Raw genomic sequence first — 25,398 nt, 5'->3', positions numbered from 1 at the left:
GCTATGAACCGGTTTGCGTCAGATAAAGAACAGAACAATATGTCTTGCGAGACCCCCAAATATTTTCCGTATCCTTTTCCCCGCCGCCAATCCGTCGGGGTAGACGTTGGCGGCGTTGTGGTGGGCGGTAGTGCGCCGGTCGTCGTGCAGTCCATGACCAATACTGATACTGCTGACGTGGATTCCACAGTCGCACAAGTGGCAGCGCTGCATAAGGCAGGCTCCGAGATTGTGCGCATCACGGTTGATCGCGACGAATCGGCTGCGGCGGTTCCTAAGATTCGGGAACGGCTGGAACGGCTCGGACTGAATGTTCCGCTGGTCGGAGATTTCCATTATATTGGACATAAATTGCTTGCCGATCATCCGGGCTGTGCGGAAGCTTTGGCCAAATATCGCATCAATCCGGGCAATGTCGGTTTTAAAGATAAGAAAGACAAACAATTTGCCGATATTGTTGAAATGGCTATCCGCCATGACAAACCGGTCCGAATTGGGGTTAATTGGGGTTCGTTAGATCAGGAACTTCTGACCACATTGATGGATCGTAATCAGGCTGAGGGGGCACCTTTGAGCGCGCAGGAAGTCATGCGCGAAGCTATTGTGCAATCAGCTTTGATTTCAGCAAATCTTGCAGAAGAGATCGGTCTTTCGCGCGATAAGATCATTCTGTCAGCAAAGGTCAGTCAGGTTCAGGATCTGATTGCGGTTTACACCATGCTGGCGCAACGTTGCGACCATGCATTGCATCTGGGTTTGACGGAAGCAGGCATGGGCACGAAAGGCGTGGTTGCATCATCGGCGGCGATGGGAATTTTGTTGCAGCAGGGAATTGGCGATACGATCCGCGTTTCGCTAACGCCAGAACCGGGCGGTGACCGGACGCGCGAAGTGCAGGTGGCGCAGGAACTGCTCCAGACTATGGGTTTTCGTCAGTTCATCCCAATTGTGGCGGCTTGCCCGGGATGCGGACGCACAACTTCTACGGTGTTTCAGGAGTTGGCGCAGACTATTCAGGAAGATATACGCCATAATATGCCGGTTTGGCGTGAGAAATATCCGGGCGTCGAAGCGCTCTCGGTCGCGGTTATGGGCTGTATTGTGAATGGACCGGGCGAATCGAAACATGCCGATATTGGCATTTCGCTTCCCGGAACCGGCGAGACGCCTTCGGCGCCTGTTTTCGTCGATGGTAAGAAAGTGGCTACATTGCGCGGCCCGGATATTGCTGAAGACTTCCAAAAGATGGTTGCTGATTATATCGAAAACCGCTTTGGCATGGGCCGCAAGGTTGCTTCCTGATTAATTCTGTCGTTCCGCAATAAAGCGGGCTGCCTGTATGAGAATTTTTGCTTCTGCCCCATAGGGCTCAAGCAGACTTTCAGCTTGATCCACTAGGCCGGAAAGCTGCTGTCTGGTCCAATCAATTCCGTGCAGGGAGACCAGAGTTGCTTTTCCAGCTGCTGCGTCCTTGCCAGTGGCTTTGCCCATAGAATCAGCATCGGATGTGACATCAAGCAGATCATCTGCAAGTTGGAAGGCGAGGCCAATGGCCGAGCCAAATTCGGCCATGCGCTCACGGTCTTCACGCGGCGCATTGGCAATGATAGCGCCAGCTTCGCAGGCAAAGCGGATCAATGCGCCGGTTTTCATGGCTTGAAGAGTAATGATACCGGCTTCGTCTGGTTTGCTGGTTTCTGCCATCAGATCCAGAGCCTGTCCGCCCACCATTCCGCCAAGTCCCGCCGCACGGGCTAAGGCTGCAACCAATTGTAAACGTATCTGTGGCGGCAGATCTGTGTCGTCTGATGCGATGATGTCAAAAGCATAGGTTAGCAAGCCGTCGCCTGCGAGAATAGCTGCAGCCTCATCAAAAGCCCGGTGCACGGTGGGTTGACCGCGACGCAGATCGTCATCATCCATTGCGGGTAAATCGTCGTGCACAAGGGAATAGCAGTGGATTGCTTCCAGAGCCGCAGCAACCCGCAATACAGCCTCGCCGGATTTGCCGAATAAAGCGGCGCTCTCAATCACGAGGAAGGGGCGTAATCTTTTGCCGCCATTTAGCGCGCCGTGACGCATTGCCGCCAGAAGCCGTTCAGGTCGCGCAATCTCGCCAGCCCGTAAACGCTGGTCCAGCAAAGTGGTCAGAACCGCTTCGATTTCGGAAGCGCGGCGGTTCAGGGTTTGAACAAAATCGATAGACAAGTTTTCCATAGAAACGGGATGGACGAAACTGGGTTCAGCGTCAACCAATGATCAAGATTGGCTTAGGCTTTTTCATAGGGGCGTAGATTATGGTTACGTGATTGTTGCTTGTATCTGATGCCAGATTATGGAATCGAGAGCTAATCTGTTAAGAAAGCCTTTAGGGTTCAGGCAATCAGGCGAAGCGGTGGCAAAGGTCATTATCAAGAAAAAGGATGGGCGTAATTATCTCGCCGAGCCGCGCCGGGGCCGAGGTGTCGCTTTTGTATTCAAATTTTTGCTGATTTTGCTTTTACTGCCGTTTTTACTAATCTTGATTTATTCGGCTAATCGGGTTCATCCCGTATCCACACTCATGATTGCTGACATGGTGCTTCTTCAGGAGGTTGATCGCCGATGGGTCAATCTTGATGAAGTCGCGCCAGTGTTGGTGAATTCAGTGATGATGGCTGAAGACGGGCAGTTTTGTAGCCATAAAGGTGTTGACTGGCATCAACTTAGCCTCGTGCTTGATGATGCACGAGACGGCGGTCCAAGCAGGGGGGCATCGACTATCACCATGCAAACGGTGAAGAATCTGTTTTTGTGGAATGGTCGCTCTTATATTCGTAAAGCGCTCGAATTTCCGCTGGCTGTGACCGCAGACATGATTCTATCCAAACGCCGTATTATGGAGATCTATCTCAATATCGCAGAATGGGGGCCAGGAATTTACGGAATCGAAGCCGCCGCTCAACATTATTTTAATAGGCCTGCATCAAAGCTCAATGCGCAGCAATCGGCGCTGCTTGCGGTGACATTGCCCAACCCTCTTTTGCGTAATCCTGCCAAACCCACCCGTAATATGCAGCGGATAGCGCGCATTATTGCAGGTCGTGCCGCCAAGGCAGGCCCCTATGTGGCTTGCATCAGCTAGGTGCGGAAAATAAAAAAATATAAGACTCCCGCTGGTCAAATGCACAGATAGCGTGTATAGGCACGGGACTTTCCGGAATTTTGTCCGCTGTGACAGGCTCCGCCGGGGCCGTGCCGGACTTTTATCGACCGATCAGTGGAGCTGAATCCATGGCTGTACCTAAACGAAAAACGTCTCCGTCGAAGCGCGGCATGCGCCGTTCGGCTGACGCACTCAAGGCCCCGACCTATGTCGAGGACAAGAACTCGGGCGAACTTCGCCGTCCTCACCATATCGATCTGAAGAGCGGTATGTATCGTGGGCGTCAGGTTCTCGAGGCTAAGGAATAAATCTGACATAGCGCCGATCTTCGGATCTGGCGTGTTGTAGATCGTTTAAAAACCGTTTTCAGAAAACTGGAAGCGGTTTTTCTTTTTATCGGGCCTATTGGGCTGGATGATATTGGGCGGTTAGGCTGGATGATAATTCGGCGGTGCAATATCATCATCGTCTGGCAGCAGGGGCGGACTCTGTTTTATAATTTTCGTAAAAATCATTGAAATAATCGCCACGAACTCTCCCCGAACTTGCCAAGCTGGGCAATTTGGTCTTTGTCTCTCGCAAGGGTTTCTAAGGAGGATGAAATGACTGTATCGGCTGGAACCGGAGCGGTGGTGATTGCCAGTGCAGCACGCACGGCAGTAGGCTCGTTTAACGGAGCTTTTGCCAATATTCCTGCACATGAGCTTGGTGCCGCAGCGATCCGTGCTGCATTGGAGCGAGCGGGTGTTGCGGCGACCGATGTCGATGAAGTCATTCTCGGGCAGGTACTGACAGCGGGTGAGGGGCAGAATCCGGCGCGTCAGGCGGCAATGGCGGCAGGATGCAGCAATGAGGCTACCGCCTTTTCCGTCAATCAGCTTTGCGGATCAGGACTTCGTGCGGTGGCGCTTGGTATGCAGCAGATTTTGGCTGGTGACGCGAAAATCATTGTAGCGGGCGGTCAGGAATCAATGTCTCTCGCGCCACATTGTGCGCATTTACGCAGCGGCGTAAAAATGGGCGATTTCAAGTTCGTCGATACGATGTTGAAAGACGGACTAACTGACGCCTTCCATGGTTATCATATGGGCACGACGGCAGAAAATATTGCAAAACAATGGAATTTATCACGCGATGAACAGGATGAATTTGCGCTTTCTTCGCAATTAAAAGCCGAAACAGCGCAAAAACTTGGCAAATTTGACGAAGAAATCGTGCCTTTTACCGTAAAAATGCGCAAAAGTGAGACGGTTGTAGCGGCAGATGAATATATCCGCCACGGCACCACGAAAGAGGGTTTGGCAAAGTTGCGCCCTGCTTTTGATAAAGAAGGTACGGTTACAGCCGGTAACGCATCCGGCATCAATGATGGCGCAGCCGCTTTGGTGTTGATGAGGGCGGACGAAGCGGACAAACGTAACATTGAGCCTTTAGGTCGTATCGTTTCTTGGGCAACGGCTGGGGTTGACCCTTCAATTATGGGGACCGGTCCTATTCCTGCGACACGGAAAGCGCTTGAGAAGGCCGGGTGGAGCGTGGATGATCTTGATCTGGTGGAGGCGAATGAGGCTTTTGCAGCGCAATCCTGCGCAGTGGTTCGGGATTTGGGACTCAATCCTGAAATCGTCAACGTTAATGGCGGTGCTATTGCTATCGGTCATCCAATTGGCGCGTCGGGTGCACGCGTACTGACCACACTGCTTTATGAAATGAAGCGACGTGATGCAAAAAGAGGTCTTGCAACGCTTTGCATTGGCGGCGGAATGGGGATCGCGCTTTGTGTGGAGCGGGATTAATCGCCGGTGGGAGGGTGGACGGCTGGCCAATCTGCCCTATCCTATACATTGAAAAGTTAACGCGCAGGGGAAACGCACAGGGGCTTTGAGGAAAAGTTAACGCACAGGGGCTTTGACGCGATTCCTTTGTATAAAAGACCAGTCTCGTTGTGGCTTGAAGGTGTGTGAGTCCCTATATGTTGTGAGAACAAACCACGAAAAACTCGATAAAAGCGATTCGTAGCTGATTCGTTCCATTTTTGAGCCAAAAGTTAATTTTGGTAGGGAAAACAGGGCCTTTTTACACTAGGTTACAGTGTTTTAGTTGCGATTTTTCTGATTCATAGTAAGCGTAGGGCGCTTCCGAAGAGGCAGGAGATTAAAAGGTTAATGGATCCGGCCTTTGATCAACTATGTAATGAGTTTGTGATATATAAAGATTCAACTTGTGGTGCCGCGGTGGAGGCGCATCTACTAGATATGGCAGTGAACAAAAGGCGAAGCCGTGAGAGTCAGTGATTCGTAGTCGATTTGTTCCAGACTCGTTCCAATTGTTAAATTGCGGGTTTGTTAAAACCAATTACTGCCGTTAAAACATGCAGTGAAACTCGATCGGAGCGCTTTCGGGCCAGATCATATAATGCTATCGCGTGATGTAGCGCATAGTATTTTGAGGAATCTAATATTTGGCATGAACCACCTCCCGGCCCATGATTTTCCACTTATTTTGAGTGGGCGCGACGTTACAGCGGTATTGGGGCCTACCAATACCGGAAAAACGCATCTCGCGATTGAGCGCATGCTTTCGCATGAAAGCGGGATTATTGGTCTGCCGTTGCGTCTCTTGGCTCGCGAGGTCTATCACCGGGTGGTCGAAAAAGTCGGTGCCGCGAATGTTTCATTGGTGACGGGTGAAGAGAAAATCGTTCCACCTCAAGCGCGCTATTCGGTTTGCACTGTTGAGGCAATGCCACGGCAAACCGATGTTGCCTTTGTTGCGATTGATGAGGTGCAACTGGCGGGTGATCTTGAGCGGGGCCATATTTTTACCGATCGGATCTTGCATTTGCGCGGACGGCAGGAAACCTTGCTGCTGGGCGCGGCAACCATGCGCGGTATTTTGGAAAAACTGTTGCGCGGCATACATGTCGTGACGCGTCCACGGCTTTCCCAGCTTCACTATGCAGGCTCTAAAAAAATTATTCGCCTTCCCAATCGTTCTGCAATTGTCGCTTTTTCTGCGGATGAAGTTTATGCCATCGCTGAACTGATCCGGCGCCAGCGCGGAGGTGCGGCGGTGGTGATGGGCGCGCTTTCTCCGCGTACACGCAATGCCCAAGTTGAGCTTTACCAGTCGGGTGATGTTGATTTTCTCGTTGCGACCGACGCCATCGGCATGGGGCTTAATCTTGATGTCGATCATGTGGCTTTTGCCCAGAATCGAAAATTCGATGGCTATCAATTTCGAGATTTGACGCCATCGGAGGTGGGGCAGATCGCTGGCCGCGCTGGGCGGCATTTGCGAGATGGGACTTTCGGCGTAACGGGTCAGGTAGATCCTTTTGATGCAGCTCTTGTGGAGCGGGTCGAGGCGCACGCATTTGATTCGGTAAAGGTCTTGCAGTGGCGAACGGCCCAGTTGGATTTTTCTTCTATCGATTCTTTGCGGCGCTCTTTAGAAAAGCCAAGTCCGGTTGAAGGTTTGGCCAAGGCGCTGCCTGCTGTCGATCAGCAGGCGCTGGAAAATCTAACAAGAGATGAGGAGATTTTGCGGCTTGCAACAGGACCCTCTCGCATCGCGCTTTTATGGGATACCTGTGCGCTTCCTGATTATCGTAAGATAGCGCCTGCACAACATGCCGAAATTATAGCAAATATTTATCAGGATCTGGTGCGCCGGGGGAGCGTTGATGAAGATTATATGAGTAAACAGGTGCGTCTCGCGGATAATATGGAGGGGGAAATTGACGCCCTCTCGCATCGCGTGGCACAAATTCGAACCTGGACATTTGTGTCGCACAGGCCCGGATGGCTTGCTGATCCGACACACTGGCAGGAAAAGACGCGCGAAATAGAGGACAGACTGTCCGATGCGCTGCATGAAAGGTTGACGAAACGCTTTGTAGACCGCAGGACAAGCGTGCTTATGAGGCGCCTGAGAGAGAATGCCATGCTAGAAGCAGAAATCAGCTCGACCGGAGACGTGATTGTCGAAGGCCATAATGTCGGGCAACTGGAAGGATTCCGTTTTACCGCTGATGTTCAGGCTGAAGGGCCGGACGCCAAAGCGGTAAAGGGTGCCGCACAAAAGGCGCTGGCCGCCGAATTCGAACGCCGCGCGGAGCGTTTCGCCGCTGCGCCTAATGGCGATTTTGCGTTGGGTTCGGATGGTATATTGCGCTGGGTGGGTGCGACGGTCGCAACCTTGGTGGCAGGTGAAGACGTTCTGAAGCCGCGTGCAGTTATTTTGGCCGATGAGCAGCTTACCGGCCCGATGCGCGATAAGGTTGCGGCACGTATCGAACGTTTTGTCGCTCATCATATTGAATCGGTTCTAAAACCGCTCACAGATCTTGCCAGTGCCGATGCCCTGACTGGGATGACGCGCGGACTTGCGTTTCAGCTGGTCGAAAAACTTGGTATTCTGCAGCGCCGTGACGTGGCTGAGGAAGTGCGCGGGCTTGACCAAGATTCACGCGCAGCCCTGCGCCGTCTCGGTGTGCGCTTTGGCGCTTATCATATTTTCATGCCCATGCTGCTTAAGCCTGCTCCGGCAGGTCTGATCACTTTACTTTGGTCATTGAAGAATGATGGTCGCGAACGTCCCGGTTATGGCGATGTGGTCAATGTTTTGGCGGCTGGCCGTACCTCGGCTGTCGTGGACCCAAATTTTGACCCGATATTTTATCGTTTGGCGGGCTATCGCGTTTTGGGCCGTCGGGCCGTTCGCATCGATATATTGGAGCGTCTAGCGGATCTTATCCGTCCAGCACTCGCATGGCGGCCCGGTGCAGGCGAGCGGCCAGACGGGGCCTATAATGGCAACCGTTTTATTGTCACGCCGGCAATGATGTCGATTTTGGGTGCTACGCCCGAAGATATGGAAGAGATTCTCAAGAGCCTGGGCTACCGACATGAGGAAGCCAATGCTGTAGAAGTGGCGGAAAAGCTTGCTGAGCTTGATGCATTTGCGGCTGAGGCGGCAGAGGCTGCGGAGCAGGAAGCGGTTTTCAAGCCAGCGGTTCCAGCCGCAGCAGTGGCGAATGAGAAACCTGCAGTGCCTGATGCGGAGCCGGTACCGGCGCCTGTCGTTGAACAGAAGGTAAGTGAAGAGCCGGCAAAAGTTGCGCTTCCTGCAGGAGAACAGCCGTCTGCCGACGAGGCTGAACAGACCGAAATTGCTGAGGCGCCAAAGCCGGTTTTGATCTGGCGTCAAGGTCGGTTTGAAGGCCGTGGTCGCACTCATGAAAACCGTGCACGCCAAAACCGACATATGCGAGGAGAAGCGCGTAAATCGGATAATGACGGGCAATCCTCTTCTGAGCATCGCGGCAAGCGCTTTGACAAGCCTAAGCGGAATGATGGCGAAGGGCAGGGCAAGCGTGAGGGCTTTAAAGGTAAGCCTCGGGAAAATGGCAACCGGCATTCTAAACGGGATGTGGGCGCACAGGGAGGCAAGCGCTTTAATGAACGGCCTGCACGGGTCGATCTTGATTCGCCATTCGCCAAGCTGTTAGCGCTTAAGGAGCAACTGAAGAAGTAAGATGAGCGGAGAAGCGATTGCAAGGCAGCGAATTGATAAGTGGCTGTTTTTTGCACGCGTGGTCAAGTCGAGAACGCTGGCGGCAAAACTCGCCGCTGGCGGTAAAGTGCGCGTTAATCGCGATAAGATCGATCAGCCGTCTTATCCGGTGAAAATAGAAGATGTTCTGACCATTACCTTGGACCGGCGGATCTTGGTTTATAAGGTTCGTGGACTTGGCGAGCGACGCGGTCCCGCGGTGGAGGCACAGCTTCTTTATGAAGATCTGTCGCCACCTGCGCCTACACGCTCCGAATCGCAACTATTCATGCAGCCTCAGCGCGAGAGCGGCAGCGGGAGACCGACGAAGAAACAACGTCGCGAAACGGATCGTTTGCGCGATATTTGAGTTTTTGGCATGCGATTGCTCAAAAGTTTCTCGTTTCAGCCGAATTTTCTGTTTTTGAAACTGTAACAAAGTTGCGAGATTTCTCAGATATGTAAAAGATATTTCTGATTGACGCTCAGCATGCGGAACGCTGTTTTAAAGGTCCAAAAGATATTCCGGTTGCGGCGATTGGGCCCTTGTCACGGGGTGATAAAATCGCTACCTCAACCGGGATGAAGAAGATGACAGTTGTTATTTCGCGGCTGTGCGTCCCCCCTCATTGAATGTTCCGAACTTCGATCAAAAGATCGAATGGCCAAATCTAGAAAAAGTCATTCCCTGACGATAAGGGTGGCAATAGGAGTTGGACGATGACTTATGTCGTGACCGATAATTGCATTCGCTGCAAATATACGGACTGCGTCGAAGTCTGTCCGGTAGACTGTTTTTATGAAGGCGAGAATATGCTCGTCATCAATCCGGACGAATGCATCGATTGCGGCGTCTGCGAGCCAGAATGCCCGGCGGAGGCAATCAGCCCCGACACTGAGCCGGGATTGGAAAAATGGCTTGAGCTTAATGCAGAATATTCAACTAAGTGGCCGAACCTGACGACCAAAAAAGAAGAGCTTCCTGAAGCCAAGGAAATGGACGGCGTGCCGGGCAAATTTGAACAATTTTTCTCGTCCGCTCCGGGAACAGGTGACTGACAGACGGGCCAGCCTCTCTACGAAAGACATCATTAAAACAGCGCGAAAAACGCTATTATCTCGTGATTGCGACATATTTGCCAATTTGTTGATTCTTTCGCGAAATTGTGTTATCTTGCAATGAGACAATTTCAATGACTGGACGTCAACTCGTGGCGCAAATGCGTTAATCTCTGAAAGGCAGCTTTTTTTACTGGGTCATATGGCGCAGGGACGTTTGATTGCGAATTCGCATCCGTTTCTAGGCAATATTTCCCAGTATATAATTTTGCGCTTTTTAGAAATGTTCCAGTTCAAATTAGAAACTGACTTCCGCACGTCTATCCTATGGTGCGGTTGATGTCATGTGTTAACCGGCTGGTCGGCCGGGCACAACAGGGAGTATTGAAGCGTATGTCATCCCAGCAGAAAAAATCCCCAGCGCGTCAGGGTTTCAAAACCGGAGAATCGATTGTTTATCCGGCGCATGGTGTGGGGCAAATTGTGGCCATTGAAGAGCAGGAAGTGGCCGGCCACAAATTGGAACTTTTTGTTATAGATTTCGATAAAGATAAGATGCGACTTAAGGTGCCCGTCGCAAAAGCAGTAAGCATCGGCATGCGCAAACTGTCAGAGACTGATTATGTCGAACGCGCGCTGAAGGTTGTACAAGGCCGTGCACGTGTGAAGCGCACTATGTGGTCACGCCGTGCGCAGGAATATGATGCAAAGATCAATTCCGGTGATTTAATTTCAATCTCAGAAGTTGTGCGTGATTTGCACCGTGCTGAAAATCAACCTGAGCAATCTTATTCGGAGCGCCAGCTTTATGAGGCTGCGCTTGAGCGGATGGCGCGCGAAATCGCAGCCGTCAATAAGCTTTCCGATACTGAAGCGGTTCGTTTGATTGAAGCGAATTTGGCTAAAGGGCCGAAGCGTGGCAAGGCGGAAGCCGAGCTCGAAGGTGAGAGCGAAGGCGAAGTCGCAGCTGCGTAAGCATCTGTTGAAACAGGTTAGATCAAAGCCCGGCTTAGTCCGGGCTTTTTCTTTTTCGGAGCTGGTGGCGGTTATTTGCCGGGTGATTGTGCGAGCTTTTGAAAGCGGGTGGAACCTCAATGCTTATCGTGCGTTGTCCAATTACTGCCAATCTCAACGAGCTTGTTCGGGCACTTTTGGCCGGAAGTTCAGGTTCATACGGAGTTGAATAGGAGTTCATAGCAGATTTAGGCAGGGGAATTTTAATAAACGTAGTCTTGGTAGCGTAGAAGTCCAGAACAGGAGAGCCAGATGAAGTCGTCATCCATGAGCAGTTCCTCCGCTCCTCCACCAGCCCGACAGGCTCTTATTCCCAACGATGATTCGACTCCCGCCGCGTCCTCTCAATCTATGATCCGAAGCGCCATGTCTGCTCCTTATTTGGAGCGGGACGAAGAGCGCGCACTGGCTGTGCGGTGGAAAGAGAAGCAAGATCCGGATGCGCTTCACAAAATCACATCGGCCCATATGCGGCTAGTGATCTCCATGGCAGGACGTTTTCGCAAGTATAAATTGCCAATGAATGATCTGATCCAAGAGGGTTATGTTGGCCTTTTGGAAGCGGCTGCGCGTTTTGAACCTGAGCGCGAAGTAAGGTTTTCTACCTATGCGTCTTGGTGGATTAGAGCATCGATGCAAGACTATATATTACGCAATTGGTCGATTGTTCGTGGAGGAACCAGTTCTGCGCAAAAAGCGCTGTTCTTCAATCTTCGCCGTTTGCGCTCGAAATTGGCGCAAGAAGACCAGGCCATGAGTAAAGCTCAGATCTATAAGGCTATCTCTGCTGAGCTCGGGGTTTCGTCACGCGATGTGGAATTCATGGATAGTCGGCTTTCAGGTCCGGACAGTTCCTTGTCGGCGTCTATGAACGGGGATGAGGTAGGAAGTTCTCAAAAGATCGACTTTCTCATAGACGAAAACCCGTTGCAGGATGAGGTTGTGGAGAGCGTTATAGATATGGAGCGCCGGGTTAGCTGGTTGCGTGTTGCGCTTGATGCGCTCAATGAACGGGAATTGCATATTATCCGGGAGCGGCGACTGGAAGACGAAGGAATCACTCTGGAAGCTCTTGGTCAAAAGCTTGGAATTTCGAAAGAACGAGTCCGGCAGATCGAAAGCCGAGCTATTGAAAAATTGAAAATCGCTCTGCTCGACCAACATGAGATGGCGGCGTATCAGGCGTAAACCTCTGGGCCGCTAGGGCTGATAGCCAAATACTAATCGCTGTTCGTTAGCCGAGCAGACCAATCTTCGACTTGGCGGTTTTTGAGGCGGCGTAGGGCGTATTTTCTCCAGCCGTCAGCAAGATGATTGATTTCGGCCATTAGAGCTAGTTCTTCATAATTGAGAGTGTCTACGTAAAGTAGATGCCACAGGCGATGGAGCGTCCACTCTGGAGAGAGGCGATCCACAAGTACCATTGCATCACCCGTTTCGGCTATCCCTTCTTCCAGAATACGATAATACCAGCCGGAGCGGCCTGTTTTCTGGACGCGGATCGCCATATCTGGCACATCGAAACGAAAGTTGAGTTTCCAGCAAGGTTGGCGACCTTGTGAGACTTCGATCAGGGCTGAGCCCAGGCGAAAGCGGTCTCCTACCGCCACATTATGTTCAGTCAGACCGGAGGTGGAAATATTTTCTCCGAAAGCTCCGGGCGCTGCGAGGACAGGAATGTCACCAATTTCCTGTTGCCAAATAGCGTAATGATCGTAGGGGTAATGATGTAGGGCTTTTTCTGGTCCACCGTGAACTTTCCGATCGCCTTGGAAATCGAATTCGAGCCCTTCGCTCAAAATACGCATTTTGCCTTCAAAGGGCTTTTTATTGATCGCGCTTGGGGCTTGCCGGGGGCCGAGCGGCTCAATCTGACCTGCGAGGAGAGCGATTATGCGCGTTTCCATTTTATGACTTTCGATGGTTATTCGCTGATTATTTTTACACGGTCGCCAACGGAAACAGCGGCACCGGCGGGCAGGGCATTAAGCAGGCGGAACAGCTCAAGTTTGCGCGTGGCGCCTTGCATGCGTGCCGCTAGGCTGCCCAGAGTATCGCCCGGCTTTACCGTGACGACGCGGATACGCAATGGCTTGATGGCGGTGCGCTCGCTTTCCGATAGTCTGCGGAAAGATTGCGTGACTGTTTGGGTTGCCGACTCTAAAGCCGGGCTTCCGTTAGGAGCGGCGATAAGGAAGCGATATACTTTATTGTCCACTCCAATCACGACGATATTAAATTGCCAACGATCTGCGCTGGCGCGGGCAGTCGCTGCCGGTAGGCCGTTGACCGTCGTGGGGCGAATGGAATTTTCTTCGAGCCCTTTAACCCAACCGGAACGGATGTAATCGGTCAGGCTTGAGCCGGCTGGTAATGATGCGCCGTCAAAGCGGATTGCGATCTCGCCCGGGCCGCTGGCCATGACTGCGTTGGCTGAATTATCGATGGTAAAGTCGTTAGGTGGACGGAAAGTCACGCCCAATTTCGGATGGATGAAACTTTGGTCGCGAACATAGCCTTCGCTTGGGCGGTCTCCATATAAAATTCCGTCAATACCATTGAGAAAAGAATCTCGATCTGCATCGCCAACGCCGGGTGCGCCGACGCGGCGGGCATGGCGCAGTGCCAATTCGATCCTTTGGGGCGTCGCTGGATGACTTGCCAGGAAATCGAGCCGTTCATCCGTTGCGCCTGAGACGGAACGGAAACTGGTATAAGCTTCCATCGACTGTAAAAAACGGGCTGAGGCAAAGGGATCATAGCCCGCTTCACCAATCATTTTTATACCGATAGCATCGGCTTGTAATTCCTGATTGCGAGAGAATTGCGCAAGCCGCAACTTACCGCGGATGGCGGCTTCACGACTTGCGGCTTCATTCTGCAGCAGTTCGCTAGCCACACGCCCGGCAATAGCAGTTTCGGCCTCTTTTTCTTGACGCAAAATTCCATGATTGGAGACGACATGACCCATCTCATGGGCAATAACTGCAGCAACTTCGGACGAATCATTTGCCAGAGCCAGTAGGCCGCGTGTCACGTAAAGGAAGCCGCCCGGCAAAGCGAAAGCGTTAATATTGGGCGAATCAAGAATTGTGATGCGATAGGTCTGATCTGGTTTGTCGGAAACCGTGGTGAGTTTACCGACAATCTTTGCGACCATACGTTCAAGCTTCGCATCTTTATATTCCCCACCATAGGTTTCCAGAATGCGCGGGTGTTGCTGGGCACCCAATTGGGCAAGCCGATCGTGGCGTGAGACATTTTCAACCGTGACCGGATTGGAGGAAGGCTGAAGCCCCAAATCACTGCTGGAATTGATAGACTGACAGGCTGGCGTAAGAGCAGCCAAGAGCAAGCCCAGGCCAATGGCTGGTTTCCGCCAATTATGCGTCTTTATTGCTCGGGTATCGGGGAGACGCAGCGTGGCCCGAAGAGAGGGCAAGTGACGGAACAGTATTTTATCCTCGCAATTGAGCTGGCTTAGGTTAGACGCAAATTTAACGACAGATGCAAGTTGGCACAAGCAGCACTTATGCATCAAATAGGCGACTTTAAACCGAATGCGAGAAATAAATTGTCCGGTGCAAGTCTATGCCGGTCTGAAAGGGCGTTCGCCAATGTAATTTTTGATCGCATCCGGCCCTGTCGGCGATAGGAGGTCGCGTGCTGCTCCCATTTCAGTGATCCGGCCATTCAGGATAAACAGCAAAAACGTGTCAAGATAAAGCGCATCTTCAGGTGAATGTGTTACCATTAAAACGCTCATGCCGGTTTCTTTGTGCAGTTGCTTGATCAGGTCTAGCATTTGAAGGCGAAGCGCCGGACCCAATGAAGCGAATGCTTCGTCCAGAAGCAGTATCGGTTTATGGCGCACCAATGCACGCGCAATCGCAACACGTTGCCGTTCTCCGCCTGACAGGGCTTCGGGCTTACGCTGTTCTTTGCCTGCTAGACCTACGCGAACAAGTGCTTGTGCAACTTCGGCCCGGTCGTCCTCGGTGAGTTTCAAATTCGGCACCCGTCCAATTCCGACATTTTGTTCGACAGTAAGATGCGCAAAAAGATTGTTTTCCTGGAACACCATCGAAACCGGCCTTTGCGCAGGAGCCAGACGGATAATGTCTTTTCCACCGATGCTGATGCTGCCGGAATCCGGGGTCTCAAACCCTGCAATGAGATTAAGCAGGGTTGTTTTACCCGAACCGCTGGGACCAATAATAGCAGCAAGGGTTCCGCTGGGAATTTTTGCGTTGAAGCGCATGAGCGTTTCGCCATAGCTGAAGCGAACGTCTGCAAGCGACATGTCTGCGGAGGAAGGTGTATTCATCACGTTTTTCTTTCCCAACCGGCGGCTCGATCGGCAATCAGCATCAAACTCAAGCAAAGCACCCCAAGAATGAGCGCAAGGCCCGCGGCATCAAAAGTGCGGTAACTTCCCATTCTCTGGAGCAATAAATAGGGAAGGGTTTGCAATGCGTCACTGCCAAATAGCGCAATTACACCGAGATCCCCCAAAGACAAGGCCATGGCAAAAGCAAAAGCCATTCCTATTGGTTTGCGTATTGAAGGCCAGTCGATCAGCCTGAAGCGATTAAATCCATCTATGCCAAGCTGTGCGCAGATGCGGTTGTGGCGGGTTGCGGCTGTGTCCCATGCCGGACGCAATAGTCTGACGGCAAAAGGCATTGCCATTGCCGCATTGACTGTAATGACCATGATCGGCGCCATATCAAAAGGATTTGTCAAATGGCGCAGCATAATGAACCAGCCAGCTCCGATAACAATCGGAGGCATGACGAGGATCAGACTGGCACCGGTATCAAACAGATTGGCCAGCCTTTGATTGCGAGTGGCTTCACGTGCCATCACCAGCGCAAGCGAAAGGATGACTGATAGCATCGCGGCGGAAAACCCAAGTTTTACGCTCGTTTTGATGGCATTCCAGACGGCGGGTTCGCGCAATAATCGGCTCAAATCGGCGGCAAGGCCGGAAAGCACAACTCCGGCAATGGGCAAAGTGACATAGAGAAAAGCAACAAGAATAAGCGCGATATTAAAGCATCGTTCTTTTTGCGAAGGCTTATTGTAGCGCCGTAGGCTGGTCGCAAGGGTAAAGCCTTCTTCCGTCGGACGATGGGTCAGTCGAAGCAAAAAGAATATAAGCAATGTTAATGCTAGCTGCGTGATTGTGAGAATAACTGCGCGACCAGGATCAAAATCAAAATGCAGGCTCTGATAAATTGCTACTTCAAGCGTTGTTGCTTTGGGCCCACCGCCCAAAGTGAGCACAGTGGTAAAACTGGTCACGCAGAGCATGAAGATCAGCCCCAACATGCCAGGCAGGCTACGGCGGATAATGGGCCATTCAATCAGCCATAGACGTGCACGATTTCCCATTCCAAGCTGGGCTGATAGCTTCCAATAATCTTCAGGAATAGATTGATAGGCTGCCAAAATCAGCCGGACCGCTAATGGCATATTGAAAAAAATATGGGCGATTAAAATGCCAGTCAGTCCATAAATATCTGGCTGATATGAAAAGCCAAAACTCTGAAGAAGTTGAGCGAAGAAACCATTGCGGCCATAAATACTGGTAACACCCAACACGGCTACAAGTGAAGGCAGAGCTAAAGGAAGCGCAAAAAGCCGTAAAATGAAGCTGCGGCCGAAAAAATCTGCTTGCGCATAGAGCGCGCGTGCAACCGGAATGGCGAATAAAACTGAAAGCAGAGCTGATAATATGGCCTGAAAAATCGTGAAACGAGCTACACGAAGCAAGTAGGCATCGAAATAAAACCCAGTTTCAAACCTAGTTGCTTCCAATGCCAGCGCCAATAAGGAGCCACCCACCAGTGAAGCCAGAGCAATAAGCGCCAAAACTCCCGCGATAGGCTTTATCGCGAGAGGTCTTGAATTCCTATGAGCTGATGTGAACCGCTTCATTTACTAGTGGCCGCTAGCCATTCATCGATCCATGCCTTGCGGTGTTCAGCCACTTCTTCAGGTGAAAATAACAACGTTTTCTCAGGCTGGGGCAGCTTACTGAAAGCTTCGTTTAGTGGCTGCGACGTTTTACCTGCCGGTAACATCCAGTTCGTTTCCGGAATTACATCCTGAAAGCCGGGCCCGGTCATGAAAGAAAGAAACTGTTGGGCGAGCGGGTTTTTGGCTCCCGTTGTGGTTTGTGCGGCCAGTTCGATTTGCAGATAATGCCCCTCAGGAAAGGCCAAAGCTTTATAGCGGTCAGTATCTTCGGCGATCATGTGGTAGGCGGGGGAAGTTGTATAAGAAAGAACCATTGGCGCCTCTCCCTTTGTGAAAAGGCCATAGGCTTCCGACCAACCTGGAGTAACGGTGAGGATTCGGCGCTGGAGCTTTTGCCATGCATCGGCTGCTTCATCCCCATAGACCGCTTTTATCCAAAGTAACATTCCCAGTCCGGGGGTAGAGGTTCGTGGGTCTTGAATTACGATTTTCTGCGAAGGATCGCCTTCGACCAGTTCTTTCAGGCTCTGCGGCGGATTGGGCAGTTTTTCGGAATCGTAGACAATGGCGAAATAACCGTAATCAAAGGGAATAAAAATATCGTCGTTAAAATCCCCGGGGATATTAATATTGGACTTATCAACCTCGCTTGGTGCGAAAAAGCCGCTCGCGCGAGCTTCTGCTGCCAGATTTGTATCAAGACCCAATACGATATCAGCTTTGGGGGTTCCGCCTTCCAGACGCAGGCGGTTGAGAAGTGCGACACCATCAGCGGATGCGACCCATTCAAGTTCACAATCGCATTCCTTCTCAAAGTTCTCTTTGATTTTTGGCCCTGGTCCCCACTCAGAGACAAAACTATCATAGGTATAAATGGTTAGTTTTTCTTTGGCCTGTGCAAAGGATGCCAGAGCAAATGTAGCACACAGAGCCACCAAAGATAAAAGCCGCATTGGGCACTTCCTTCTTATCTGCGGTGGGAGCATGCGCCGCATTCCGTCAAGAGCGGCATCTAATCCCTCCGCCGGTACAAACCGGATCAGGTTCAGCGGGTTGACCGGTTACGGTCTCTCAGCCATTCAGTTTGGATGGCACCCCGTTAGAGCATTGAAGATAATAGAGGTTTACACTTTTCTGGCAAGGGGAGTGTCGCCTGATCAAGGCTTTCGGTATTCGTTACTGCGTGATATTAGCGGCTATGAGCAGTTTTGTTATACTTTTGGGCGGCGATCTGGTCGTCACTGAACGACTAAGGCGACAGATCTCTGGTTCACGCATATTGGCAGCCGATGGGGGCATCCGCCATGCGCGGGGGCTTGGGGTTGAGCCGGAACTCTGGTTGGGTGATTTTGATTCCACCACCGAAGAATATAGCCAGCAATTTTCTCATGTGCCAAAGCAAAGCTTTCCGGCAGCCAAAGATATGACAGATGGTGAGCTCGCCCTTGAAGCAGCCTATGCGCGCGGAGCCACAAAAGTCATTATGGCGGGTGCTTTTGGTGGAGAGCGCACCGATCACACATTGCTGCATTTAACCATGGCGACCAGTCAGGCGGCAAAAGGGCGACAGCTTTTTCTTACCAGCGGAATTGAGGAAGCGTGGCCACTCGTTCCCGGTAATTTTACTTATGATTTTGATAGTGGTTGTCTGTTTAGCGTGATAAATTTCACGGCTTTAGAAGGGCTTACGATCACAAATGCTCAATGGCCGTTAAATAATGTGAGTGTGCCGTTTGGATCTTCGTGGACAGTTTCCAACGTGGTAGATGGAACCCTTCAGCTATCTATGCGTTCCGGCCTAGCAATACTTGTTGCAAGTATGAAGTTGGTATAGGCTCTCGCGGTGGATGATGACATTACCGTTTGAATTGTCTTGACGATTACACGCAATTTGTATTGTAAGGTCTAAGCGGATCGTCTACTCACGCCGAAATTGGGAACACAAAGTCGGTCAGCTCTTAACAGGAGATTGTTTCATGAAATCACGTCTTTCCATGATCGCAATTATCGGCGTCGCTGCGCTTTCGATGACAGCATGCACGACATCGGAAAAGCGGACAGCCGGTTACGGTGTTGGTGGTGCAGCCCTCGGCGCACTCGCAGGTGGTGCTATTTCAGGTAGCGGCCGTGGTGCACTTGCCGGTGCAGCTATCGGTGGCGTTGCTGGTACTTTGGTTGGTGCAGCCCAGACCCGTAATGGTGTTCAGTACTGTCGCTACCGTGATAATCGCGGTCGTATTTACGAAGCGCCATGTGACTAAGCACCATGTGACTAAGCGCCATGTGACTAAGCTAAGCGAAAACGAATTTTTGAGCAGGCTGGGATTTCCCAGCCTGTTTGTTTTTGTATCAGCATTTGACAGAATCCAAATTGTCGCCGACAAGCGGACAAATATTTATCGACAATTGCAAAGAGAACCATGGCACCACCGCTTCTTCGATTAGATGAAATTAAACTCACCTTTGGCGGCACGCCGCTGCTGGAAGAGGCCGCACTTTCTGTCGGCGAAGGCGATCGTATTGCGCTGGTCGGACGTAATGGTTCGGGCAAATCTACTTTGCTAAAAATTGCGGCTGGAATGGTAGAGCCGACATCGGGTGATATTTTTAAACATCCTGGCGCTACAATACGCTATCTCCCTCAGGTGCCGGATCTCGACAATTATGCCAATGTGCGCGCCTATGTTGAAGCAGGGCTTGGGCCTGCGGATGATCTCTATAGGGTGTCCTATCTGCTTGAACATCTGGGGCTGACCGGTGAGGAAAAGCCCGAGCACCTTTCAGGTGGGGAGGCGCGACGGGCTGCCCTTGCACGGGTGATTGCACCGCAGCCGGATGTACTATTGCTGGATGAGCCGACCAACCATTTGGATCTGACCACGATCGAATGGCTGGAAGATGAGTTACGCCAAATCCGCTCCGCGATTGTATTAATTTCGCATGACAGGCGATTTTTAGAGAATGTCAGTCGTTCGACCGTGTGGCTTGATCGTGGGGTCACCCGACGCATCGAGCAGAGTTTCGCTCATTTCGAAGAATGGCGCGATAAGGTTCTCGAAGAAGAAGAGCGGGATTTGCATAAGCTTGGTCGCCAGATCGCCCGGGAAGAACATTGGCTGCGTTATGGCGTCACCGCACGGCGTAAGCGCAATATGCGCCGGTTGGGTGAACTGCATAATATGCGCGCCGAATTTCGCAATTATCGCAAAGCGCAGGGCAGCGCGGTGATGGCCGCAAGCGATTCCAAAGAATCGGGCAAGCTTGTTATTGAGGCAAAAGGACTGTGCAAAGCCTTTGGTGAGCGCGAGCTGGTCAAGAACTTTTCCATACGTGTGCAGCGCGGTGATCGTATTGGACTTGTGGGGCCTAATGGCGCTGGCAAGACGACGCTTCTATCGCTTTTGACAGGGAAGCTGGAACCGGATGCGGGAACCCTGCGGCTCGGTGTTAATCTGGAAATTGCTGAGCTTGACCAGAAGCGCGAGGGGCTCAATCTCGACGACACATTGGCGCATTATCTCACAGATGGGCGCGGAGAGAGCTTGATTGTCAATGGCGAACAGCGTCATGTTGTATCCTATATGAAGGACTTTCTCTTTCAGCCGGAACAGGCTCGCACACCGATACGTGAGCTTTCGGGTGGCGAAAGGGCACGGCTGATGCTTGCGCGTGTGTTGGCCCGGCCAGCCAACCTGCTCATTCTTGATGAGCCGACCAATGATCTCGATATGGAAACGCTCGATCTTTTGCAGGAACTCGTGGCAGGTTTTCCGGGTACGGTAATCTTGGTGAGCCATGATCGCGATTTTCTTGATCGTACCGTGACTTCGGTGATCGCACCCGAGGGTGACGGCAACTGGCTCGAATATGCTGGCGGCTATGCTGACATGATGGCGCAGCGTAAAGAGCAAGCGCTAGCGCGGCGAAATGTGAAGGCGGGAGCTGATCGCAGCGAGGCAAAAACTGGCGCTATTGCCCAGCCAAAACGCGAGGAAAAGCGCAAGCTTTCCTATAAGCAAAAATTTGCGCTTGAAACCCTGCCGGGCAAAATGGAAACTCTGGCAGAAGAAATAGCTAAGCTTGAAGAAAGATTTGCTGACCCACAGCTTTACAGCAAAGATCCGGAGCTTTTTGCTAAGACGGCAGACCTTCTTGAGAAAAAGCGGGCTGAACATTCAGCAATGGAAGAAGAGTGGCTCGAGCTGGAATTGCTAAGGGAAGAACTGGAAGGCTAAGCCTTCCAGTTGCGCTGGCTCATCGTCTTCTTTGATTGCGTAATTATGTTTCACGCAAGATTATGGAAGAGGTGTTCCCAATTATCTCATGCCGAGTGCATCCATATAAAGCTGGAGAACGGCTTCCTCTTCCTGACGTTCATGATCCTCTTTTTTACGTAAGCGAATAATGGTCCTTACGATCTTGCTGTCAAACCCGGAACCTTTCAATTCTGCATAGACTTCCTTGATATCGTCGCCGATGGTCTTTTTTTCTTCTTCAAGACGTTCGATGCGTTCAATGAATGCGCGAAGCTGGCCAACGGCAATGGTCTGGGCTTCATTGGTGATGTCGTCGCTCACGGGTTTCTCCAATTTAAGTCGATTTATGCCGACAGTTGCGTTCAGTTAATGGATTACGGCAGGAACCGAAAGTTGCAAATGTTTGTCTGGCGAGTCGGAGGCCAATTTAAGGGCTTTTTGTCCTTCTGGCAGGTTTTGTTGATTTTGCCCCTGTGGATAGCGGGCAAAGTGAATAAATAAGTCGCAAAGTCGGCGATGAAATTCAGATGTGATCCGTGCGGGAGCCATAATGACGTATTTCATGCACCTCTGGCAGATTGTTTATCTTTAATAGCATTGGTGCCAGACGTTTCGCCCAGTGATCCGCCCCGGCGCTATCGGCTATCAGGTCTTGTCTGATTTCAATAAGGACATGGGGGAAGCCCTTGGCCGTTGCATGTCGGTAGAGAGCGTCATTACGCAAAGCGCCATCGTAGGGCTCATTATTACCGACAATCAAATCAGGGTCATCTCGGAGCATTTTAAGCAGAGGGGTAACAGCGCGCGGGTCATTATCCCAAAGCAATCCTATATGCCAAGGGCGAGTGGTGTTTTTCCAGCGTGGTGTGAAAGAGTGAATAGCGACAATGAAGGGTGCTCTGGCAGCATTTTGGTTGATTTGTTCACTGAACTGGCCAATTGTTTCATGATAGGGGCGATAGAAATTGTTAAGCTGGCGTTCTCTTTCTTTTGAACTCATGGGATAGTTGCCCGATATGACAGCACCGTCCGAAAGCTGCATGATGAGAGTTGGATCATCTTCGCCACGATTGGGATCAATCAGCAGACGTGAAAAACCCGCCATTACGGCAGGTGCGTTGATTCGGGCCGCTAGATTTTTGGTGAGTTCTTCAACGCCGATATCATAAGCTATATGTCGGTCGAACTGGTTTTTGGCGAGGCCCAGCGTTCCATATTCCGCAGGAACATCGCGCCGAGCATGGTCTGCGGTCAGAAGCAGCCCCAGCTTTGTATCGCCTTCGATTGTATGAACAGCAGAAAATGACATGAATATTTCCCGAAGATGTTTCCTGATTGACTGGAATAAGGCTTAAAATACGAAAGCTTAGTTGCGCTCTGTCATGAGAAAGTCGAGATTGCAATCATCATTCTGCTACCATCTTATAGGTTGTCTAAGGGATTGCGTTGACATCACAAGCGAAACTGCCGAAAAGAGATCGATCAAAGAGGATTTCCTTGCGTGAGACAAAAGCGATTGCAGGCTGAAGGAGTTCAGCGAATGCGACTTCCGTTGTTGTGTGGATTGTTTATCAGCGTCGTAAGTAGCGCAATAGGCATGACGTCCATGGAAGCACATGCCGATTTTCGAGTGTGTAACTCGACACAGAACCTTGTCGGTGTAGCTGTTGGTTACCGTGCGAAAGCAGGCTGGGTGACAGAGGGCTGGTGGCATATTGATGGCTCGACGTGCAAAACGCTCATTGAAGGCCCGCTAACGTCCCGTTTTTATTATTTATATGCTGAAGATTCCCAGGGCGGGGGACGCTGGGAAGGTAAAGTTAATATGTGTGTTGCAGAAAACGAATTCCGTATCACCGGCGTCAAGGACTGCTTTGCACGCGGCTTTCAGCGCAATGGTTTCCAAGAATATGATACCGGGGAACAATCGAGCTGGATGGTACAGCTCACCGATGAAACGCCGTTAGAAACCCCCACTGTTACAGGAACGAATAATCAATGAAGCGCAACCGCAAGGTCAAGATTCTCGCCACTCTGGGTCCGGCCTCTGGTGAAGAATCAGTCATCCGTCAGCTTTTCGAGGCCGGAGCAGATGTTTTTCGTATTAATATGAGCCATGCAGATCACGATCTGATGCGTACGCTCGTGCAGCGTATCCGGAACGTGGAGAAAGAAATCGGTCGGCCGATTGGCATTCTTGCGGATTTGCAAGGTCCGAAGTTGCGTGTGGGCAAGTTCAAAGACACCAAGGCTGAGCTCTCTGCCGGCCAGACATTCACCTTTGACAACAATGAAGCGCCCGGTGATGAAAATCGCGTTTTCCTTCCTCATCCGGAAATTCTTGAAGCAGTTCAGCCGGGACACCGGCTGCTGGTCGATGATGGGCGCTTGCACCTGGTCGCTGAAGAATGCGATGGCAAATCCATACGTTGTAAGGTGATTTCAGGCACCCATATTTCAGACCGTAAAGGTGTGAGCCTTCCTGACACCACGCTGGGTGTTGGTGCGTTGACGGAAAAAGATCATAAAGATCTTGAGGCCGTACTCAAAGAAGATATCGACTGGGTGGCATTATCATTTATTCAGCGCCCAGAAGATCTGGTTGAGGTGCGTAAGATTTCACGCGGCAAAGTTGGCTTGATGTCGAAGATTGAAAAGCCACAGGCGGTAACGCGATTGGATGAAATTATTGAACTGTCCGACGCTTTGATGGTTGCACGGGGTGATCTTGGCGTCGAAATGCCGCTGGAAAGCGTGCCGGGAATTCAGAAACAAATCACGCGTAAAGCACGTCGTGCTGGTAAGCCAGTCGTCGTGGCCACACAAATGCTGGAATCCATGATTTCCGCGCCTGTGCCGACACGTGCGGAAGTTTCAGACGTTGCAACAGCCGTTTTTGAGGGTGCGGATGCGATCATGCTATCGGCTGAATCCGCATCGGGCCAATATCCGGTCGAAGCGGTAGCGACCATGAACCGGATTGCGGAAAAGGTGGAGCGTGATCCAACCTATCCGAATATTATTGATGCGCAGCGCGGAATTCCAGAGCCAACCGGCGCGGATGCAATTTCACTTGCGGCGCGTCAGATTGCTGAAACACTGCGTCTGTCAGCGATTGTCACTTATACGGCATCGGGAACGACGGGCCTGCGTGCGGCGCGCGAGCGTCCGAGCACGCCAATCATCGCGCTATCGCCAGTTGTGGATACTGCGCGTCGATTGTCTTTGGTGTGGGGCCTGCATTGTGTTGTTACCCATGATGCTGACGAGCTGGAAGGCATGGTTGATCACGCCTGTAAAATTGCCTTCACGGAGAAATTCGCTGAAGCCGGTGATCGCATTATTATTACGGCGGGTGTGCCATTCGGAACACCGGGCGCAACCAATATGCTGCGCATCGCTTACATCGGTGCGGATGGCCAGTCGGCCAGCTGATAGGCTAGATTGTTATGAAATAGAAATGCGCCTTTCGGGGCGCATTTTTGTTTGTGCTTATCAGGTGCGCGTATCGGTCAGCTCTTCCGTCAACTCAATAAAGCTTTTTTGCGCGTCACGCATCATTGGATTGATTTGAAGAACTTTCTCATAGGCTTTCATAGCCTGTTCTTTGAAGCCGCGGGCGCGCAGGATTTCTGCCATTCCTGCCAGTGCACCATAATGGCGCGGTTCAAGTTCGAGCGTCTTGTTGATGTCATACATGGAGCGCGCATAATCATTGAGCAGAAAATAGACTGCGGCGCGCCGGTTCCACGCCTCGGCATAATCAGGATCAAGGCCTATTGATTCGTTGAGAAAATCAAGCGCGGCGGTATAGCGACGCTCAAGCATTGCCGCATTTGCCCATTGCATAAGCAAGTCTATGGTGGCACTCCCGGAATGTGACCAAATGCGATTGATTTGGACGGCTATGCGTTTGGCTTTAGCCTCATTGCGGGTGCGTTTGAGTTCGGAAAAAAGTAGATCCAATCGTTCATCAGATGTTGGTTCCTGAGATGATTGATCCGCACGATCGTTAGCCCCTTGAGCAATATCTCTGTCCCGATAAACCGCTGTAAGAGGTGCTTTAAATTCCGAAGATGAGGGAGATTTGGTTTGCGCATTTACTGGCGTAGCCGCTATGGCCAGCACAGCGCACGCGCTCAAAAATAGTATCTGCGCAGAAATAACTGAATAAGCAAAAACGTTTCGCAAACGCATAAGAGATATTATGCGTAGCGAAACGTTAAATGCAAATCTTATTATAAGATTAGCCCTGACGAGCCTTAAAGCGCGGGGCAGACTTATTAATGATGTAAACGCGGCCCTTGCGACGGACGAGCTGGCAGTCACGATGACGGGCCTTGAGCGCTTTAAGCGAGTTCTTGATCTTCATGTCAATCACCG

At 51.3% G+C, this 25,398-nt stretch carries 24 protein-coding genes and 1 riboswitch; of the genes, 14 read left to right on the top strand and 10 right to left on the bottom strand.

Annotated elements, in window-relative coordinates:
- Window positions 1-39: 39 nt before the first annotated feature.
- Window positions 40-1,302 (top strand): flavodoxin-dependent (E)-4-hydroxy-3-methylbut-2-enyl-diphosphate synthase, encoded by a 1,263-nt coding sequence (gene ispG / locus C7374_RS07805; RefSeq protein WP_111575135.1) that lies wholly within the window; start codon window positions 40-42, stop codon window positions 1,300-1,302.
- Here ispG and C7374_RS07800 read toward each other — a convergent pair whose 3' ends face one another.
- Window positions 1,303-2,217, bottom strand: a complete 915-nt coding sequence (locus C7374_RS07800; RefSeq protein WP_111575063.1) for a polyprenyl synthetase family protein — start codon at window positions 2,215-2,217, stop codon at window positions 1,303-1,305.
- 118 nt (window positions 2,218-2,335) lie between these two features.
- On the opposite strand from C7374_RS07800, the gene mtgA reads away from it, so the two are divergent.
- From mtgA to C7374_RS07760, 8 genes are all read left to right on the top strand, one after another.
- Window positions 2,336-3,124, top strand: coding sequence for a monofunctional biosynthetic peptidoglycan transglycosylase (gene mtgA / locus C7374_RS07795; protein WP_111575062.1), 789 nt, complete (start codon window positions 2,336-2,338; stop codon window positions 3,122-3,124).
- Window positions 3,125-3,273: 149 nt separating this feature from the next.
- Window positions 3,274-3,453: a 50S ribosomal protein L32 gene (gene rpmF / locus C7374_RS07790; protein WP_006467787.1), complete on the top strand. Its 180-nt coding sequence runs from the start codon at window positions 3,274-3,276 to the stop codon at window positions 3,451-3,453.
- Between the two features lie 294 nt (window positions 3,454-3,747).
- The gene (locus C7374_RS07785; RefSeq protein WP_111575061.1) at window positions 3,748-4,941 is read left to right on the top strand and encodes an acetyl-CoA C-acetyltransferase; all 1,194 of its coding nucleotides are present in this window, start codon (window positions 3,748-3,750) and stop codon (window positions 4,939-4,941) included.
- A 670-nt stretch (window positions 4,942-5,611) separates the two neighbouring features.
- A complete protein-coding gene (locus C7374_RS07780; RefSeq protein WP_111575134.1) occupies window positions 5,612-8,683 on the top strand; it encodes a helicase-related protein in 3,072 nt (1,023 codons plus the stop codon).
- A gap of 1 nt (window position 8,684) precedes the next feature.
- Window positions 8,685-9,071: an RNA-binding S4 domain-containing protein gene (locus tag C7374_RS07775; RefSeq protein ID WP_111575060.1), complete on the top strand. Its 387-nt coding sequence runs from the start codon at window positions 8,685-8,687 to the stop codon at window positions 9,069-9,071.
- A 350-nt stretch (window positions 9,072-9,421) separates the two neighbouring features.
- Window positions 9,422-9,760 (top strand): ferredoxin FdxA, encoded by a 339-nt coding sequence (gene fdxA / locus C7374_RS07770; RefSeq protein ID WP_111575059.1) that lies wholly within the window; start codon window positions 9,422-9,424, stop codon window positions 9,758-9,760.
- Between the two features lie 393 nt (window positions 9,761-10,153).
- Entirely contained in the window at window positions 10,154-10,735 is a 582-nt protein-coding gene (locus C7374_RS07765; RefSeq protein ID WP_111575058.1) for a CarD family transcriptional regulator, read from the top strand.
- Window positions 10,736-11,026: 291 nt separating this feature from the next.
- On the top strand, window positions 11,027-11,962 hold the full coding sequence (locus tag C7374_RS07760) for an RNA polymerase factor sigma-32 (RefSeq protein ID WP_111575057.1): 936 nt from the start codon (window positions 11,027-11,029) through the stop codon (window positions 11,960-11,962).
- A 32-nt stretch (window positions 11,963-11,994) separates the two neighbouring features.
- Here C7374_RS07760 and C7374_RS07755 read toward each other — a convergent pair whose 3' ends face one another.
- From C7374_RS07755 to thiB, 5 genes are all read right to left on the bottom strand, one after another.
- Complete coding sequence (locus C7374_RS07755) at window positions 11,995-12,681, bottom strand: MOSC domain-containing protein (RefSeq protein WP_111575056.1); 687 nt, start codon at window positions 12,679-12,681, stop codon at window positions 11,995-11,997.
- Between the two features lie 17 nt (window positions 12,682-12,698).
- Window positions 12,699-14,171 carry a cell division protease CdlP gene (cdlP, locus tag C7374_RS07750; protein WP_280969592.1) on the bottom strand — a complete coding sequence of 491 codons (1,473 nt, stop codon included), beginning with the start codon at window positions 14,169-14,171 and terminating at the stop codon, window positions 12,699-12,701.
- 192 nt (window positions 14,172-14,363) lie between these two features.
- Complete coding sequence (gene thiQ / locus C7374_RS07745) at window positions 14,364-15,101, bottom strand: thiamine ABC transporter ATP-binding protein (protein WP_111575055.1); 738 nt, start codon at window positions 15,099-15,101, stop codon at window positions 14,364-14,366.
- A complete protein-coding gene (gene thiP, locus C7374_RS07740) occupies window positions 15,101-16,717 on the bottom strand; it encodes a thiamine/thiamine pyrophosphate ABC transporter permease (RefSeq protein WP_111575054.1) in 1,617 nt (538 codons plus the stop codon). Before thiP ends, thiQ begins: the two co-directional genes overlap by 1 nt.
- Window positions 16,714-17,712, bottom strand: coding sequence for a thiamine ABC transporter substrate binding subunit (thiB, locus tag C7374_RS07735; protein ID WP_111575053.1), 999 nt, complete (start codon window positions 17,710-17,712; stop codon window positions 16,714-16,716). The genes thiP and thiB overlap by 4 nt, the downstream gene beginning before the upstream one ends.
- A gap of 46 nt (window positions 17,713-17,758) precedes the next feature.
- Window positions 17,759-17,868: riboswitch (TPP riboswitch) on the bottom strand.
- 89 nt (window positions 17,869-17,957) lie between these two features.
- Here thiB and C7374_RS07730 point away from each other — a divergent pair.
- The 3 genes from C7374_RS07730 (at window position 17,958) to C7374_RS07720 (ending at window position 20,994) form a co-directional block, all read left to right on the top strand.
- The gene (locus C7374_RS07730) at window positions 17,958-18,593 is read left to right on the top strand and encodes a thiamine diphosphokinase (protein ID WP_111575052.1); all 636 of its coding nucleotides are present in this window, start codon (window positions 17,958-17,960) and stop codon (window positions 18,591-18,593) included.
- A gap of 142 nt (window positions 18,594-18,735) precedes the next feature.
- Window positions 18,736-19,020, top strand: a complete 285-nt coding sequence (locus C7374_RS07725) for a glycine zipper domain-containing protein (RefSeq protein WP_111575051.1) — start codon at window positions 18,736-18,738, stop codon at window positions 19,018-19,020.
- A gap of 159 nt (window positions 19,021-19,179) precedes the next feature.
- Complete coding sequence (locus C7374_RS07720; RefSeq protein ID WP_111575050.1) at window positions 19,180-20,994, top strand: ABC-F family ATP-binding cassette domain-containing protein; 1,815 nt, start codon at window positions 19,180-19,182, stop codon at window positions 20,992-20,994.
- Between the two features lie 81 nt (window positions 20,995-21,075).
- Here C7374_RS07720 and C7374_RS07715 read toward each other — a convergent pair whose 3' ends face one another.
- Together C7374_RS07715 and C7374_RS07710 are read right to left on the bottom strand one after the other, a co-directional pair.
- Entirely contained in the window at window positions 21,076-21,336 is a 261-nt protein-coding gene (locus C7374_RS07715; protein WP_111575049.1) for a DUF2312 domain-containing protein, read from the bottom strand.
- Between the two features lie 202 nt (window positions 21,337-21,538).
- Entirely contained in the window at window positions 21,539-22,324 is a 786-nt protein-coding gene (locus C7374_RS07710; RefSeq protein ID WP_111575048.1) for an N-formylglutamate amidohydrolase, read from the bottom strand.
- A 231-nt stretch (window positions 22,325-22,555) separates the two neighbouring features.
- On the opposite strand from C7374_RS07710, the gene C7374_RS07705 reads away from it, so the two are divergent.
- A complete protein-coding gene (locus C7374_RS07705) occupies window positions 22,556-23,017 on the top strand; it encodes a DUF1036 domain-containing protein (protein ID WP_111575047.1) in 462 nt (153 codons plus the stop codon).
- Entirely contained in the window at window positions 23,014-24,450 is a 1,437-nt protein-coding gene (gene pyk, locus C7374_RS07700) for a pyruvate kinase (protein WP_111575046.1), read from the top strand. The genes C7374_RS07705 and pyk overlap by 4 nt, the downstream gene beginning before the upstream one ends.
- A gap of 60 nt (window positions 24,451-24,510) precedes the next feature.
- Here the strand turns inward: pyk and C7374_RS07695 are convergent, their stop codons facing one another.
- A complete protein-coding gene (locus tag C7374_RS07695) occupies window positions 24,511-25,158 on the bottom strand; it encodes a tetratricopeptide repeat protein (protein WP_374850329.1) in 648 nt (215 codons plus the stop codon).
- A 103-nt stretch (window positions 25,159-25,261) separates the two neighbouring features.
- Window positions 25,262-25,387: a type B 50S ribosomal protein L36 gene (gene ykgO, locus C7374_RS07690; RefSeq protein WP_111575132.1), complete on the bottom strand. Its 126-nt coding sequence runs from the start codon at window positions 25,385-25,387 to the stop codon at window positions 25,262-25,264.
- Window positions 25,388-25,398: the final 11 nt, after the last annotated feature.

The sequence above is a fragment of the Falsochrobactrum ovis genome, from assembly GCF_003259955.1.
In the GTDB taxonomy this organism is placed as follows: domain Bacteria; phylum Pseudomonadota; class Alphaproteobacteria; order Rhizobiales; family Rhizobiaceae; genus Brucella; species Brucella ovis_A.
Note: the sequence above shows the minus strand (reverse complement) of the source record. Positions and strands in the feature narration are given on the sequence as shown.